The sequence below is a fragment of the Sphingobium sp. PAMC28499 genome (assembly GCF_004795815.1).
GTDB lineage: Bacteria > Pseudomonadota > Alphaproteobacteria > Sphingomonadales > Sphingomonadaceae > Sphingobium > Sphingobium yanoikuyae.
Map to the genome: position 1 here is coordinate 4,420,866 of NZ_CP039248.1, position 15,477 is coordinate 4,436,342.

Here is a 15,477-nt window from a genome sequence, read left to right on the forward strand (position 1 = left end):
GAAAAAACCTCCCCGGCAAGCTGTGCCGGGGAGGTTCTTCTATTTCGGCAATGGGCCGCGATCAGGCCGCGCGGCGGGCCTTGTTCAGCTTCTTGAGCAGCATGTCGCGCTTCAGGCGCGACAGATGGTCGATGAACAGCACGCCTTCGAGATGGTCCATCTCATGCTGCAGACAGGTGGCGAGCAGCCCTTCCAGCTGCTCCTCATGGATACGGCCGTCGCGGTCCATCCAACTGGCGCGGATCACCGCCGGGCGCTCCACCTCGGCAAACTGGTCGGGCACCGACAGACAGCCTTCATTATAGACCGACTGCTCGTCCGATTCCTTCAGGATTTCCGGATTGATGAACACCATCGGCTTCTTGACCGGCGGCGCGCCTTCCTCATCCGATTCCGGTTCCTGCAGATCCATCACCAGAATACGCTTGGGCACGCCCACCTGGATCGCGGCCAGGCCGATGCCCGGCGCGTCATACATGGTTTCGAACATGTCGTCGATCAGACGCTGCAGATCGTCGTCGATCGCCTCTACGGGGGTCGAGATGGTACGCAGGCGCGGATCGGGCGCCTCAAGGATCGGAAGAATGGCCATGGCCAAAACATAAGCGGAACGGGGGAAAATTTCAAGCGACACGGGCGCTGGCCCACGCGCCGCTTGCCGCCCCGCCCGGCGGGGTCTAGGCGAAGGGGCGTGACCGACGAAACCGCACAGCAGCGCCGCTACAAATCCTTCGAGGATACCCACCAGATGCTGATCGAACTGGCGGTCGGGCTGATCGCCGATCGCGGCATCGATGCGCTGTCCCTGTCCGCCCTCGCCCGCGCCGCCGGGGTCAACCGCACCACCATCTATTATCATTTCACCGATCGTGACGCGCTGGTCGCGGCGGTGAAGCTCTGGTCCTCGCAGCAGATCGTCGCGGCCTTCCGCCCGGAACTGCCGCGCCAGGCGCGGATCGACTATGTCACCCGCTTCGTGCTCGACAATCCCGCCATCATGTCGCTGTGGATCGAGGATTTCATCGCCCCCGGCGACATCCGCGCCAGCTATCCGCATTGGGACGCCCTGGTATCGGGCATCGGCACCAGCCTTGCCGCCGCCTTCCCCGATGAGCCGATCGACACCGAAGTCTATTGCGTGATGCTGCTCACCAGCGCGCTGATCGGCCCGCGGGTCTTTCGCCATCGCGTCGCCCCCGATCTCGACACCGAAGCCACCATCGCCCGCTTCCGCCAGGAACAGCAGCGGGTGCTGCGCCGGGATGGCATCGCCGACGACCGACAAGATTTGCAACAATAGTGTTGCAAATTCAGATTGACCCGCTCATGCTGGCGAAAAGACAGACAGCGGAGAGCGATGATGCACGGCGAACGGCCCGGCTTTCAGGGCATGAGCGACGACAGTCTGGCCTGGCTCGGCACCGCGCCGATCCCCGCCGCCCCCTATCATGATCCGGCCTGGTTCGAGCTGGAACGGGAAGCGGTGTTCCGCCGCGCCTGGTTGCAGATCGGCCATGTCTGCGAACTGCCCGACAGCGGCAGCTTCATCCGCCGCGAGATCGAGGCACTCAATGTGTCGCTGCTGATCGTGCGCGGCCGCGAGGGCGAGATTCGCGCCTTCCACAATGTCTGCACCCATCGCGGCACCCAGCTGGTCGAGGAGGAAAGCGGCAGGCGCAGCACCTTCTCCTGCCCCTATCATCGCTGGTCGTTCGGCACCGATGGCGCGCTGCTCGCCGCCCCCGATTTCGATCGCTTCTTCGTCGACAAGGCCGACTGCGCCCTGCCCCGCGTCGCGCTCGACATCTGCGGCGGACTGATCTTCGTCCATCTCGGCACGCCGGACAAAGGCCTGCGCGACGATCTTGGCCCCTATGCGACCATGCTCGACGGCTTCCCGGCGGCACAGGCCACCACCTTCTCCGAATATGTCTATGAGATCGACGCCAACTGGAAGCTGACCTACGACAATTTCCAGGAAAATTACCATCTCCGCTTCATCCATCCCCGCTCCGGCGCACCGGCGGTGGGCGAAGACAATCCCTTCGGCTATCCGGCGAAGATGGGCTTTCACGGCCCCCATCGCACCCAGACAATCTGGACCAATCCCGATCCCGCGCCCAAGCCGGTGCAGGCGCAATCCTTCGGCCGCGCCGCCCGCTTCGCCATGGCCGACGGTACCGCCGGCCCGCACAGCCGCGACTATCTCGCGCTCTTTCCCAATTTCTTCATCCTCGGATCGCCGGCCCAGCCCTTCTCCCACACCGTCTGGCCGATCGACGCGCGCCGCTCGCGCGGCGTGATCCGCCTCTACTGGAAGGGCGAGGATGACTGCGCCAGCCGCCGCTATGCCCGCGAATATGCGATGGCCAGCGCCCGCGACATCCATGCCGAGGATCGCGACGTGATCGAGGCGGGCCAGCGCGGCCTCAACAGCGGCGCGCTCAAACATATCCATTTCCAGGCGCAGGAGGCGCTTTGCCGCCACCTCTTCAACGCCGTCGACGAACGGGTGCAGGCCTATCGAGCAGAACGGACCAGCGCTACGCCCCGGCCCGTCTCGCGGGCGGAGGCAATTGCATGACCACGCTCCTTCCCACTGGTTTCGAGGCGCTTGCCCCCTTTGCCGATCGCTGGGCGATCGACGGATCGATCGCCCGCGCCGCCCGGCGCGGCGATGCCGCCCCCGCCGACCGCGCCGCCTTCTTCGCGGCGGCCGCGCCCCTGCTCGACGCCGCCCTCGCCCATCTCGACCGCTACCCGATCGACGCCCTGCCGCCGGCCGAGCAAAGGCTGATGGACATGATGCTGACCCTCGCCCATGTCTCGCTGACCGAAGAGATATTGGGCGACCAGGAACCCGCCCACGCCCGTCAACGCCAGCACATGCGCATTACCCGGACCCCGGCAGGCGCCTGAGAGACGCAGGCCCGCCCCGTCATTCCGAGCGCAGCAAAGCAATGACGAGGATCGGGTTTTGACCGCTGACGACCATTTGTGGTCCCTGTCCCGCCGAAAATCATCGGTAGGAAGCTGCCGCTCAATACATAGTGGTGATGTGCAGCATCAGATCAGGCAGATGGATTACCTGTTGATCTATCCAACTGATGGCCTCGGCCGGAATATCCGCAGCAAGCGATACAAATAGCAAGATCATTGCCCACCGTTTCGTATGCTCGCCGCATGTGTTCCACAGCCAGCCGCTCGCCACATACAGTAGGGCGGGAACAGCAAAGCCAGACCAAAGAAAGGCCAAGAGGGCGGCTATTCCCCTAACGTTGGCGAAATATGCTGCAAGACACCATCCCAAGCCATAAACGCTGCCCCATACCAAATTGGTGCCCCATTGGCCGAGTAGAACGCCATAAATTAGACTAGGGATTAAACCCGCGCTCACGAAGCTGCCAGCTATCAGCCAGACGCGGAATGCTGAAAGACTCGTGTCGATACCGAAACGGCCGCTCAAATCATTGTGAGTTGCGCTGAATGGCATGAGCCATGTCTGCTATCGCTTTCTACGATTTGCAAGAAGCCAGTCCGCTAACCACCCATCCTGACCATTTAGCCGGCATCGTGCCGATGCCCTCCCATATCCGGGGCAGTCGCCCCATGGCTCCGGATGTTGCTTGCTCCGCGCCAGGGACGCTGGCCTTCGGCTTCGTGACTGCGCAATCCGCTATTTCTTCGGGAACAGCAGGGTGAAGATCATGCGGATGCCCCATTCGGGGCCGCCGTCGGGCGAGACGGCATAATATTTGCCGCCAAGGCCCACCTGCACCGCCTGATCGCCGACCTTGGTCAGTTGCGTGACGGTGAGATTGACCGGGATCAGCCAGTCCTTGCCCTTCCAGTCATAGGCGGCTTCGGCATTGATGCCATAGGTGGTGGCGTGGGACGTGGTGTGGCTGAAGAAGGGCTGCATGAAGCTGGCGCTGACGTCGGAACGGTCATCCTTGCCGGCGATCGACCAGATATGGTTGCCGAGGAAACCGACCGTGTTCTGGCCCATCTGCTTGAGCAGCACGACGGTCGGGCCGGCGCCCCACTTGTCCCCGCCCAGATAGCGATCGGTTGCCGAAGGATAGAGGATGGCGGGGCCAACGCCCCAGATGATGCCCTTATTCTCCTTGGGCGAGAAGAAGAAGCTCTGGGTGATATCGCCAAGGCCGAAGGCATCCGTGCCCGGTCCCTGATAGCTATTCTGCGCGACGACCGGCACGATGGTGCGCACGATCATGTTCCAGTCCTTGCCGACGCTGATCGGCACCACCGGCTGGATATTCAGCGTCGACTTGATGCCGTCATCCCCGGCGCCGAAGTCGAGATTTTCCTGGAACGGCACGCTGATCAGCGAGGCGACCGGGTTGGACAATTGCAGGGCCAGATCCTGATCACTGCCGCCGGCCGGCGGTGGCCCGGAGGTGATGGCAGGCGCTGCCGACGATCCCGCATCCTGCGCGATCGCCGGCAGCGGCGCCATGGCGGCCAGGCCTGCGAGCCAGGCGATCTTGCGATGATATCCGGTCTGCATGGCCAAGCGCCTTCCCCTTTCGAACATTCTGCGCGGGGACAGAATGACCCGATCAAGAGCGAGGGCCAATCGCGGGCTTTGCGGAGATCGGCCGGGAATAATCCCTAGGGGCGCTCGTCCCAGCGCAACAGCCGCACCTGGCCCGGCGCATCGACGACCAGTTCGCCAAAGGCCCCGGTGCGCAGCTTGAGCTGGCCATAAGCGAGGCCCAGCGCCAGCAGGGCGAAGCGGGCGGCGCCGTTGCTGGTGACCAGCATTTCCGTGCCCTCCCCTTCAGCGGCGAACCAGGTGCGCCAGGCAGCGATGCGCGCGGGGGCGTCTACGGCCCAGCCATCGGGCACGATGCCATCCCGGTCCCAGGCGGCGATCGCCGCTTCGCCAAGACGCGCCACCACGGCCGCCTCTGGCTGCCCCTCGTCCGGGCCATGGTCGATCTCGTCGAGCCAGGGCAGGATGGCGTCGACCGGATGGTCGAGCGCGGCCGCGATCGGCGCCGCGGTCTGGCGCGCGCGCTGCAACGGGCCGCTGTAGAGGCGCACGGGCCCCAGCGATCGGGCCGCGAAATAGCTGGCGAGACGCTGGGCCTGGGCCATGCCGCTGTCGACCAGCGGAATGTCGGTACCGGCCCCGACCCGACGCGCATCGGCGCCGGAGGCGAAGGTGTTGCCGTGGCGGATGACGAAGATGCGCCGGCTCATGACAGGGCCGGCGTCGGGTCTCCATGGGCGGCGATCAGCGCCTCGACCCGCTGGATGTCGGCCTCGGTATCGATGCCGCTGCTGTCGAAAACGGGCGAATCGACCGGAACGGTCATGATATCGATGCCCAGTTCCAGCAGCCGCAACTGCTCCAGCCCTTCCAGATTTTCGAGCGCCGTGGGCGGCGATGCCTCGAACCGGGCGAGCGCATCATAGGCATAGCCATAAAGGCCGACATGGCGCCAGACGGGGGATATGGGGCCGGCGGCACGCAGCCTGTCCTCGTCGCGGATGGCGGGAATGATCGTCTTGGAGAACCAGAGCGCCCGGCCATCCGCGCCGCGCGCGCAGGTCGTGCCGCTGAAGGGCGAGCGTTGCTTATGCTCGCGCAGCGCATCGAGCGCGGCCCAGTCGAGCCCGATCACCGGGGTCGCGACCTGCGCGCCGGCATCCAGCGCCTCGATCACCGCGCCCAGCGCCCCTTCGGGCTGGAAGGGAGAATCCCCCTGGAGATTGACGACGAAGTCGGGCTGGGTGGTCTGCGCGCGGGCGGCGGCGAGAGCGCGGCCCGAGCCGGTGGCGATCGCGCTGTCGGTCATCACCGCGTCGCAGCCGGCGGCCTGCGCATGGGCTGCAATCTCGTCATCATCGGTGGCGACGACCAGAGCCACGCCGGCGCGCACGCCGATCGCCGCGCGTGCCATGGCGATCGTGCGATGCAACAGGCTGCGCCCCGCAATGAGGCGCAGCGGCTTGCGTGGCAAGCGGGACGACCCCGCCCGCGCCGGAATGACCACCAATATGGTCAGGCGACCCCGGCGTGCAGCAGGTCGTGCATGTGGAGCGCGCCGACCAGATCGCCATCCTCACACACGAACAACAGGGTGATGTTGCGATCGTGCATGATGCGCAGCGCTTCCGACGCCAGTTCATCCGGACCGATCGTCTGCGGCGTCACGGTCATGAAACGGCCGACCGCGTCGGTCAGATTCTGCTTCCCGGTCACGGCCCTGCGCAGATCACCATCGGTGAAGGCGCCGATCAGTTGACCGCCCTGGTTGACGACGGCCGTGCCGCCCAACCGCGCACGCGTCATCTCGATCGTGGCGTCGAGCAGCGAGGAATCTTCGCACACCCGCGGCACGTCGCTGCCCGCCGACATCAGCTCGCGCACCTTGACGAGCTGTGCGCCGAGCCGGCCATTGGGGTGGAATTTGTAGAAATCGTCAGCCGAAAAGCCGCGCATTTCCATCAACGACATCGCCAGAGCGTCGCCAAAGGCCATCTGCAAGGTGGTCGAAGTGGTCGGCGCCAGCATATTGGGGCAGGCTTCACGCACCGCCGGCATCAGCATGCAGACATCGGCGGCCTCGGCCACGGTGCTCTGCGCCTGCGCCGTCATCGCCAGCAGCGGGATGCCGAAGCGCTTGCAATAATGGATGATCGGCCCGAGTTCGGTGGATTCACCCGAGTGGGACAGCATCAGCACGACATCGTCCGGCGTCACCATGCCCAGATCGCCATGGCCGGCATCAGCCGGATGCAGGAACAGCGCCGGCGTGCCGGTGGAGGTCAGCGTCGCCGTCATCTTGCGCGCGACGATGCCGCTCTTGCCGATACCGGTAACGATCACGCGTCCACGAACATTGATGATGATTCCGACGAGCCGCAGAAAGGCAGCGGAAAATTCCCGGTCGGAAAATTTGGCTTCGAGTGTATTGAGCCCCCTGGCTGCCAGGGCGAGACTGCTGCACGCTGTCTCCACAATATGTACACCCGAGCCGAAAGGAACGATCTTCGAAACTGTCGACACGCTTCTTGCCCTTTTTTCCGCGCATCGTCGCCGATATGTTCCGACTGACGCCCGCGGTGTCGATGCGCCTTGACCAGCGCAACGTCCATCCCTTGTTCCGCGACCCCAAGCCGATTTCTCAATCAGCACCCGGCAACTGTCTACGCCGTTTCAGGCACTTATGGCAATGCGTTTCGCAAGTGCAAAAAAGGCTCGCAGCATTGCGCGTCGGGCGAATTTCCCGAAAATTTCCGATGAGACGCCCCAAATCAGAGGCGAGTTGAGGAACCTTTCCGCCTTTCGACACATGCCGAAATAGTCATCGGCCATGATAGTCGCGATACCAGTTGACGAATCGGGGCACGCCCGACTCGATCCCGGTGGTGGGCGCAAAGCCGATATCCTGGGCAATCGCACTGATGTCGGCGAAGGTCGCCGGCACGTCGCCCGGCTGCATCGGCTGGAAGTCCAGCTGCGCCTTGCGCCCCACAGCCTCCTCCAGCACGGCGATCAGGTGCATCAGTTCCTCGGGCCGGTTATTGCCGATATTGTAGAGCCGATGCGGCGCCCGGCTGCCGCCCGCCTTGAGCGCGCCATCATCGCCCGGCGGGGAATCAAGGCAGCCGATCACCCCGGCGACGATATCGTCGATATAGGTGAAGTCGCGCTGCATCCGGCCATGGTTGAAGACCGGGATCGCTTCACCGGCGAGGATCTTCTGGGTGAAGATCCACATCGCCATGTCGGGCCGCCCCCAGGGACCATAGACGGTGAAGAAGCGCAGCCCCGTCATCGGCACGCGGAACAGATGGGCATAGGTCTCGCTCATCAGCTCGTCCGCCCGCTTGGTCGCGGCATAGAGAGAGACCGGATGATCGGTGCGATCCTCCACGCGGAAGGGCAAGCTCTCATTGCCGCCATAGACGGATGAGGAGGAGGCGTAGACCAGATGACGCACCCGCCGTTCCCGCGCCAGTTCGAGCATGTTCACATGGCCGGCAAGGTTGGAGCGGACATAGGCATGGGGGTTGATCAACGAATAGCGCACGCCGGCCTGGGCGCCGAGATGGACGATCGCCTCGATCGGATGATCGGCGAGCAACGCCTGAAGTGCCGGCATGTCGGCAAAGTCCAGTTCGGCGAAGGTGAACAGCTTGCCATGGCGCTGTTCGAGCGCCGCGATCCGATCGCGCTTGAGCGAGACCTGATAATAGTCGTTGAGATTGTCGATGCCGATCACGGCGCGCCCGTCGGCCAGCAGCCGGTCGGCCACCGCCATGCCGATGAAGCCGGCCGCGCCGGTTACCAGGATCGTCAAAGCGTCATCCTCCTTGATCGGGCCGGCAGGCGCGTCGCCGCCAGAGCCATGGCGGTTCACAGACAATCCGACGCGCGATGTAAAGCCCTTTCCCTCATAAGCCGTTCGATACAGGCTTCCATGCGGCGGAATACTTAGGCATTCCCTAATCTTTCCCGGCTAAGGCGAGGCGATGGACATGGCAGCGCACCCATCTCCCCCCTTTGCATCCGACAGCCTGCCGCTGACGGACGCGCGCGCGCGCTGGGCGACCTTGGCCGCAGAGGCGGCCGAACCCAATGCCTTCTACGCGCCCGACCTGCTGGCAGCGGCGATCGACCATCTGGCCGGCAGTGGTGACGTGCGTTTGATCGAGGCGCAGGCGGATGGCGAGTTGATCGGCCTGTTGCCGGTGACGGTGCAGGCGCGCCATGGCCGCTTGCCGATCGGCTGCGTCGCCAACTGGATGCACGACCATTGCTTCTTCGGCGCGCCGCTGATCCGGCGCGGCCAGGAGATGGCGGCGTGGCGCAGCCTGCTGGCGCAGCTGGACGCGGCGGAATGGGCGCCCCATTTCCTGCATCTGCGCGCACTGGATGCGGCCGGCGCCAATGCCGCCGCGCTGGAAGCACTGTGCGTCGAACAAGGGCGCGGCCGGCGCGAGGTGCATCGCCATGACCGGGCGATGCTGCGATCCGACCTGTCGGCCGACGCCTATTGGGAAACCCATGTCCGCGCCAAGAAGCGCAAGGAAATCCGCCGCCTGCAGAAGCGACTGGCGGAGCTGGGGTCGGTCGAGCAGCGATTGTTGGACGATGGCGCGGACCTGCCGCGTTGGTGTGGCGACTTTCTGGCGCTGGAGGCGTCCGGGTGGAAGGGCCGCGAGGGCAGCGCATTGGCGAGCAGGCCGGATGACATCGCCTTCTTCCGCGCCGCCTGCGCCGCGGCCTTTGCGGCGGGCCGGCTGCATTTCCTGCGCATCGACCTGGATGGCCGGGCGATCGCGATGCTGGTCAATTTCCGCCATGGCGACGGCGCCTTTTCCTTCAAGATCGCCTTTGACGAGGAGATGGGGCGCTTTTCGCCCGGCGTGCTGATCGAGATCGCCAATCTGCACGCGGTGCAGGATGACCCGGCGATCGGCTGGATGGACAGTTGCGCCGCCGCCGATCATCCGATGATCGACAGCCTGTGGGCCGAGCGCCGTAGCATCGTGCAATATCGTATCGCCCTGCAGGGCAAGGGCGCGACGCGCCTGCGCCGGGCAGCGGCCTTTGCATTGGCCGGCGGGGTCGAACGGATCGCCAGCCGCATGAAAGGACAGGAATGACCGTGCATAGCCCGATGGCGCCCGCCACCGACGCGCCGCATTTTTCGGACAGCGCGCGCGCCACCTTTGCCGCCGCCTATCCCGACCAGCCGACCAAGCTGACGCATCAATTGGTCGGGCATGCGCTGCTGACGCTGGATGCGCTGGCGACGCTGGCCGAGCGGATGCCGGCAAGCGCGGTCGAGTATAATCTGGGCAAGCTGCCGCTGGGCGTGCGGCCGGAGGATACGCCTTCCAATGGACTGAGCCTGGGCGAGACGATCCGCACGATCGAGAGCAATGGCAGCTGGGCGGTGCTGAAGAATGTCGAGCGCGACCCGGCCTATGGCGCGTTGCTGGACGCGGCGCTGGCGGAGCTGGAGCCGATCGTCGCGCGCAGCACCGGGCCGATGCTGCACCGCGAGGCCTTCATCTTCCTGACCTCCCCCGGCAGCGTCACCCCGTTCCACATGGACCCGGAGCATAATATCCTGCTGCAGATCATGGGGACCAAGGTGATGACCGTGTTCCCGGCGCGCGACGAGGAACTGGTGCCGGCGCGCAAGAGCGAGGAATTCCACAATGGCGGCCATCGCAACCTGATCTGGCAGGACGGGTTCAAGGCGCGCGGCACCCCCTTCCCGCTCAGCCCCGGCGAGGCCGTGCATGTGCCGGTCAAGGCGCCGCATTTCGTGGAAAATGGCCCGGCCGTGTCGATCAGCCTGTCGATCACCTGGCGGTCCGACCGCAGCGTGGCGGAGGGCGAGTTGCACAGTTTCAACGCCCTGCTGCGCAAGCGCGGCCTCCCGACCGGCGCGGTGAGCGACCGCCCCGAACAACAGGCCATTCGCCGCTTCGTCTATCGCGTCATGCGGAAGCTGGGCGTTTAAGGATCCTGCGCGCCAGCGCCTCGGCCTCCAGCCGGGGGCTGAAACGCTCGACATGCCACCATTCCAGCGCCTCTTCGCGCGTGGAGAGGCTCTGCTTGTAGCGATCCTTGCCGGCGAGCAGCGAATAGAGCCGGAAATCCTGCGTGGCATAATGGCCGACGGCAGCGGCGTGACAGAGCAGGCCCGGCTTGTCCTTGGCGGTGCGTGGCGGGGCGAAGGCGGACTGATAGTTCATCGCCTGCCCGTCCTGCACGAAATTGACCAGCAGGCCGACCACGCCGCCGGCATCGGCAAAGCGCAGCAGTTCGACCGCGCCCGATGGCAGGCCGCGGGCCGCGATGGTGGCGACGAACTGGCGAAAGCCCTGATCGTCCCAGGCATTGTCGACATGGCGCCCCATGTTGAGCGCGGCCATCTCGTCCAGCCAGGGGGCGATGTCATCCAGCGTGCCGACCGCGACATCGGGCAACGGCCCGCCATGATCCTTCATCGCGCGGCGAATCTGGCTGCGCGTATTGCTGCTGAGCAGCGAGAGATAGTCGCCACCGGCAGCGCGCACGGCGTCAAGATCGACCTGGTAGACGGGCGAGGCATCGACCCGCAATTTGCGGCGAGCAGGCAGGCCCAGCAGCGGCGAATCCGGGGCGATCCCGCTCAGCCGCAACACACGCCAATCACGGCGCCGGGCGATGGCGTCGATCGCCGCAGCGACGGCCGCCGCGTCCTGCCCGCGCGCGGCGAGCAGGCCATTATATTCGACATAGGGCCGGTCGATCGCCGGATCGCCCGACTGGTTGAGGCTGAGCGTCGCCACCGGCCCCAGCAGGCGCGGGCGCATCGCATGGCCGACCAGCGCCAGCGCGACATCCTGGCCAGCACCGTCGGTGACGGCGAGCAGTTCGGGCCGGACGCCATAGCTGTCGAGCCAGGCACCCACCCAGGTCCAGCGCAGGAAGAAGGACGCATCGCTGCGCGCCTCCAGCGCCTGCCAGCGGGCGGCCAGCGCCGACCGGTCGGTCGGCAGGGAGAATGTCGCGGTGAGCCCCATCGCGCCCCTCTTGTGACAGAGCGGCGGCGGGAATCAAGCGCTTGCGCGGTGGCTAGAGCCTGCTCCCCCGCCCAACCACCCGATCCAGTATCATCCTGTCGGGTGGTTGGGCGGGGGAGCGGGCCGGAACCGGCCTTCTCAAACGACTCTCAGCCGCGAATGCGGCGTTGCGGATCGACCGTGCCGTCGGCGCGGATGCCGGCCCGGACCAGATCGCGACGCATATGGCCGGTCAGGAAGCGCTGAAGCATCACGAAATCGGCGCGCAGCGACCAGAGCGGATAGCGGAAGGTGGCGGGGCGATTGCGCTCGATCAGCATATGGCTGACCCAGGCGAAGCCATAGCCGGCGACCGGCAGCCCAGCGGCCAGCCACCATCGACCCGTAATGGCCGCCGTGGCCGCGATGCCGACCACCAGGCTGGTCCCGGCATAATGCATGGCGCGTCGCGGGCCGGGCATGTTCCTGCAGATAATAGGGCCAGAAGTCCCGAAACCGGGTGATCTGGGTCATAAGGGGCATCCTCTCTGTTATGCCCCATCTTTTATACGTGGACGTTCAACTTGTTAAGCGCCACGCGCCGCTTGGGCGCAAAGAGGAAATAATCATAGGCCGCGCGGGCCGCCTGGGCCATGATCTGGTCGCGCGAGACATGGCCCCGGCTGTCCTTCATCACGAAGACGGTGATGGCAAAGCGGCGGCCATCGGGCAGGCCGATGATGCCGACATCATTGCCGACGCCGTTGAGCGACCCGGTCTTGTGCGCGACCGGGGTGCCGGGCGGCAACATGCCCGACAGGCGCAGTTTGCCGGTCTGGCAATGGCCCATGATGGTGAAGAGCAGTTGCGTGCTTTCCGGCTTCAATGCCTTGCCCGATTCATAGGCGACCAGCAGCTGGTTCATCGCCAGCGGCGTCGCCGTGTCGCGCGGATCGAGCATGAAATCCATGTTCGGCAGATCGCGCACGTCGCGCCGCTGGATCATCGGATCGGCGCGGCGGGCGGCACCGGCATTCTGCTGGAAGGTGCCGGACCGGGGATTGATGCCCATGGCGCGGTAGAGAAGATGCGCGGTATCGCTGTCGACGCGCAGGCCATGGATGCCGAGGCCGGCGACGAAATCGCTGACCGCCTTCGGCCCGCCGGCGCGGGCGACCAGCACGTCGGTCGCATTATTGTCGCTGCGCGTCAGCATCAGGTCGAGCAACTGGCTGACCGGCAGGGTCGCGCCGGGACGCGAGAACATCCAGGCGATGCCGCCTTCGCTCGCCAGCGCAGGATCGAGCACGAGCCGGTCGTCGAGTTTTAGGCTACCCGCATCGACCAGCGAGAGGATACGGCCCGCGACCGCGACCTTGTAGGCGCTGGCCATGGGGAACAGCGTGTCGCCATTGCGCGATTGGACCTCGCCGGTCTGCAGATCCTGCACCGCGAGGCCGACCGTGCCGTCCGACAAAGCGGCGAAGCGGTCAAACTCGGCCAGAAGATGCGCCTCCGCCGTCAGCAGCACCTGTGGCCGGGGCGGCGGACCAAAGGCATCGGCGCTCGGCAAGGGCGCAAAGAACAGGCCAAGGGCGGCGCAGCTGGCGCCAATTTGACGGAGAGACGGCATGGCCCGTCTGTCGCCCATCATGGGTCGGGTGGCAAGATATTTGATCGGCTTTTCCCGCGGTTGACGCAGGCATGCCGGGGGTTCATCACGCCGGCCATGAACGACACCATCAAGCTGCACGAAAGCTGGCGCGCGCCGCTGCGCGACCAGTTCGCCAGCCCCCATATGCAGGGCCTGAAACAGTTCATCGAAACGGAAAAGGCGGCCGGCAAGCGCATCTTCCCCAAGGGGAATGAATATTTCCGGGCGCTGGACCTGACGCCGCTGGACCAGGTGAAGGTGGTGGTGCTGGGGCAAGACCCCTATCATGGCGAGGGCCAGGCGCATGGCCTGTGCTTTTCGGTCCAGCCCGGCGTGCGGACGCCGCCATCGCTGGTCAATATCTACAAGGAGCTGGAAAGCGACCTCGGCCTGCCGCGCGCGCGCCACGGCTTTCTGGAGCATTGGGCGCGGCAGGGCGTGCTGTTGCTCAACAGCGTGCTGACGGTCGAAATGGGCCGGGCTGCGTCGCACCAGGGCAAGGGCTGGGAGACGTTCACCGACGCGATCGTCCGGCTGGTGGCGCAGAAGGAGGAGCCGGTCGTGTTCCTGCTGTGGGGCGCCTATGCCCAGCGCAAGGCCGGCTTCGTCGATTCCGGGCGCCATCTGGTGCTGAAGGCCGCCCATCCTTCGCCGCTGTCGGCGCATAACGGCTTTCTGGGATGCCGCCATTTCTCGCAGGCCAATGACTTTCTGGAGGCCAAGGGGCGCGGCGCGATCGACTGGCGCCTGCCGGAGGTGGTAGCATGAGCGGGCCGGCGGTCGCCCTGCTCTATCAGGCGCTGCCGCCACCGGTGATCGACGGGCTGCGCAAGGATGCCAAGCCCGGCGGCTATTCCGACGGTGGGGCCGATATCGGCTTTGCATTGATGGGGCTGGGCCGCACGGTGATAACGCCGGTGCCTGCGCCTGATCCGGCGCAGGCGATGCAATGGGTGTTCCCCGACACGGCCAACGGGATAGCAGCCGCGATCGCGGCAGGCGCCGACACGATCTGGGCCAATAGCGTCCTGTTTGAGGGACATCCGATCGAGGCCGTGATGGGCCAGGTCGCGATCGTCGGCCAGACCCCGGCCGCCACGCAGAAATATGACGACAAGTTCGCCACCAACCGGATGCTGGAACAGGCCGGCTTGCCGGTGGCGCGCGGCTTTTTGCTGGCTGATCGGCCGAGCGAAGGCGTGCATGCGCTGGCCGATGTCGGGCAGGTTCTGAACGATCTGGCCATCCCCTTCCCGCTGATCGTGAAGCCCGTGCGTGGCCGGGGCAGCCAGGGCGTGACGCTGGTGCGCGATGGTGATGCGCTGAACGCCGCGGCCCGCAGCCTGATCGACGAGGGCAAGTTCGGCACGCTGCTGATGGTCGAGGAGTTTCTGGACGGGGAGGAAATGACCATCACCGTCCTGCCGCCCGCCGCGCCGCGCCCGTCAGGCGAAAAGGGCGACCGCCATTTCGCGCTGCGCCCGGTGCTGCGCTTCGACCAGAAGGACGGTGTCGCCCCCTATAATGGCGATGTCGCGGTGACGCAGAACAGCGTCGCGATCGGCCCGGAGCGGATGGAAGAAGCCCCGGTGCTGGCGATGCTGGAAGCCTGTGTGAAGGCAGCGGGGCTGGTGGAATCGCGCGCGGTGATCCGCATCGACTGCCGCGCGGATGCCAGCGGCCAGTTCAAGCTGTTCGACCTCAACATGAAGCCGAACATGACCGGTGCGGGCCGGCCGGGTCGCGCGGACCAGGATTGCCTGTCGGCGATCGCCGCGCGGGCCGATGGCTGGTCCTATGCCCAGATGCTCGACGCGATGCTGGCGACGGCCTGGAAATAACGCACCAGAATCCGGTGCCCAGAATCATTGAGGCCCGGTCCCGCTTGCGCGGGCCGGACCCCTTCCCTCTCCAAACCGGAAAGTGGAAAATCAGCCGTCGTAATCGCCGCCGATATTCTGGTTGCGCGGCGGCGCCGCTGCGGTCAGGCGCAGGGCCTCCGCCGACTGGGCGATCGAACCGATTTCATCAGGCGTATCGTCGTCGTCAATCTGGACCTTCTGCAACGACGCAACGACCGAATCATGCAGGTCGGCGGGCAGAATGGTTTCCTCGGCGATTTCGCGCAGGGCGACGACCGGATTCTTGTCGCGGTCACGCTCAAGCGTCAGCTCGGCGCCACCGGAAATTTCACGCGCGCGCTGGGCGGCGAGCAGGACGAGATCGAAACGGTTGGTAACCTTGTCGACGCAATCTTCGACGGTGACGCGGGCCAATCG

At 65.7% G+C, this 15,477-nt stretch carries 17 protein-coding genes and 1 pseudogene; 7 read left to right on the plus strand and 11 right to left on the minus strand.

All coding sequences use genetic code 11. The features are described 5' to 3' along the window. Positions 1-61: 61 nt before the first annotated feature. The gene (def, locus tag E5554_RS20985) at positions 62-592 is read right to left on the minus strand and encodes a peptide deformylase (protein ID WP_004210855.1); all 531 of its coding nucleotides are present in this window, start codon (positions 590-592) and stop codon (positions 62-64) included. 99 nt (positions 593-691) lie between these two features. Between def and E5554_RS20990 the strand changes: the two genes are divergently transcribed. The 3 genes from E5554_RS20990 to E5554_RS21000 all read left to right on the plus strand — a co-directional run bounded on the left by E5554_RS20990 (position 692) and on the right by E5554_RS21000 (position 2,919). Then, the gene (locus tag E5554_RS20990; protein WP_136187964.1) at positions 692-1,300 is read left to right on the plus strand and encodes a TetR/AcrR family transcriptional regulator; all 609 of its coding nucleotides are present in this window, start codon (positions 692-694) and stop codon (positions 1,298-1,300) included. Positions 1,301-1,390: 90 nt separating this feature from the next. Continuing rightward, positions 1,391-2,584 (plus strand): aromatic ring-hydroxylating dioxygenase subunit alpha, encoded by a 1,194-nt coding sequence (locus E5554_RS20995; RefSeq protein ID WP_247594321.1) that lies wholly within the window; start codon positions 1,391-1,393, stop codon positions 2,582-2,584. After that, on the plus strand, positions 2,581-2,919 hold the full coding sequence (locus E5554_RS21000) for a hypothetical protein (protein WP_136187965.1): 339 nt from the start codon (positions 2,581-2,583) through the stop codon (positions 2,917-2,919). Before E5554_RS20995 ends, E5554_RS21000 begins: the two co-directional genes overlap by 4 nt. Positions 2,920-3,040: 121 nt before the next feature. On the opposite strand, the gene E5554_RS21005 is transcribed toward E5554_RS21000, so the two are convergent. The 6 genes from E5554_RS21005 to E5554_RS21030 all read right to left on the minus strand — a co-directional run bounded on the left by E5554_RS21005 (position 3,041) and on the right by E5554_RS21030 (position 8,339). Continuing rightward, positions 3,041-3,493 (minus strand): hypothetical protein, encoded by a 453-nt coding sequence (locus E5554_RS21005; protein ID WP_136187966.1) that lies wholly within the window; start codon positions 3,491-3,493, stop codon positions 3,041-3,043. A gap of 183 nt (positions 3,494-3,676) precedes the next feature. After that, entirely contained in the window at positions 3,677-4,531 is an 855-nt protein-coding gene (locus E5554_RS21010) for a hypothetical protein (RefSeq protein WP_136187967.1), read from the minus strand. 104 nt (positions 4,532-4,635) lie between these two features. Next, a complete protein-coding gene (locus tag E5554_RS21015; protein WP_136187968.1) occupies positions 4,636-5,229 on the minus strand; it encodes a histidine phosphatase family protein in 594 nt (197 codons plus the stop codon). After that, a complete protein-coding gene (locus tag E5554_RS21020; protein WP_281729013.1) occupies positions 5,226-5,993 on the minus strand; it encodes an NTP transferase domain-containing protein in 768 nt (255 codons plus the stop codon). Before E5554_RS21020 ends, E5554_RS21015 begins: the two co-directional genes overlap by 4 nt. Positions 5,994-6,034: 41 nt before the next feature. Next, entirely contained in the window at positions 6,035-7,042 is a 1,008-nt protein-coding gene (locus tag E5554_RS21025) for a KpsF/GutQ family sugar-phosphate isomerase (RefSeq protein ID WP_136187969.1), read from the minus strand. Between the two features lie 298 nt (positions 7,043-7,340). After that, the gene (locus E5554_RS21030) at positions 7,341-8,339 is read right to left on the minus strand and encodes an NAD-dependent epimerase/dehydratase family protein (protein WP_136187970.1); all 999 of its coding nucleotides are present in this window, start codon (positions 8,337-8,339) and stop codon (positions 7,341-7,343) included. 172 nt (positions 8,340-8,511) lie between these two features. On the opposite strand from E5554_RS21030, the gene E5554_RS21035 reads away from it, so the two are divergent. Then, a complete protein-coding gene (locus E5554_RS21035; RefSeq protein WP_136187971.1) occupies positions 8,512-9,648 on the plus strand; it encodes a GNAT family N-acetyltransferase in 1,137 nt (378 codons plus the stop codon). Continuing rightward, a complete protein-coding gene (locus tag E5554_RS21040) occupies positions 9,645-10,517 on the plus strand; it encodes a cupin-like domain-containing protein (RefSeq protein WP_136187972.1) in 873 nt (290 codons plus the stop codon). Before E5554_RS21035 ends, E5554_RS21040 begins: the two co-directional genes overlap by 4 nt. On the opposite strand, the gene E5554_RS21045 is transcribed toward E5554_RS21040, so the two are convergent. From E5554_RS21045 to E5554_RS21055, 3 genes and pseudogenes are all read right to left on the minus strand, one after another. Next, a complete protein-coding gene (locus tag E5554_RS21045) occupies positions 10,495-11,565 on the minus strand; it encodes a GNAT family N-acetyltransferase (RefSeq protein ID WP_136187973.1) in 1,071 nt (356 codons plus the stop codon). The genes E5554_RS21040 and E5554_RS21045 overlap by 23 nt on opposite strands. A 149-nt stretch (positions 11,566-11,714) precedes the next feature. Further along, positions 11,715-12,078, minus strand: a pseudogene (locus E5554_RS21050) (DUF962 domain-containing protein). 31 nt (positions 12,079-12,109) lie between these two features. Next, positions 12,110-13,177: a serine hydrolase gene (locus E5554_RS21055; RefSeq protein WP_247594323.1), complete on the minus strand. Its 1,068-nt coding sequence runs from the start codon at positions 13,175-13,177 to the stop codon at positions 12,110-12,112. 96 nt (positions 13,178-13,273) lie between these two features. On the opposite strand from E5554_RS21055, the gene ung reads away from it, so the two are divergent. Both ung and E5554_RS21065 read left to right on the plus strand, forming a co-directional pair. Next, on the plus strand, positions 13,274-13,966 hold the full coding sequence (gene ung / locus E5554_RS21060; RefSeq protein ID WP_136187975.1) for a uracil-DNA glycosylase: 693 nt from the start codon (positions 13,274-13,276) through the stop codon (positions 13,964-13,966). Then, a complete protein-coding gene (locus E5554_RS21065) occupies positions 13,963-15,039 on the plus strand; it encodes an ATP-grasp domain-containing protein (protein WP_136187976.1) in 1,077 nt (358 codons plus the stop codon). The genes ung and E5554_RS21065 overlap by 4 nt, the downstream gene beginning before the upstream one ends. A gap of 90 nt (positions 15,040-15,129) precedes the next feature. Here the strand turns inward: E5554_RS21065 and rpoZ are convergent, their stop codons facing one another. Then, positions 15,130-15,474, minus strand: coding sequence for a DNA-directed RNA polymerase subunit omega (gene rpoZ / locus E5554_RS21070; protein ID WP_004208279.1), 345 nt, complete (start codon positions 15,472-15,474; stop codon positions 15,130-15,132). Between the last annotated feature and the right edge of the window lie 3 nt (positions 15,475-15,477).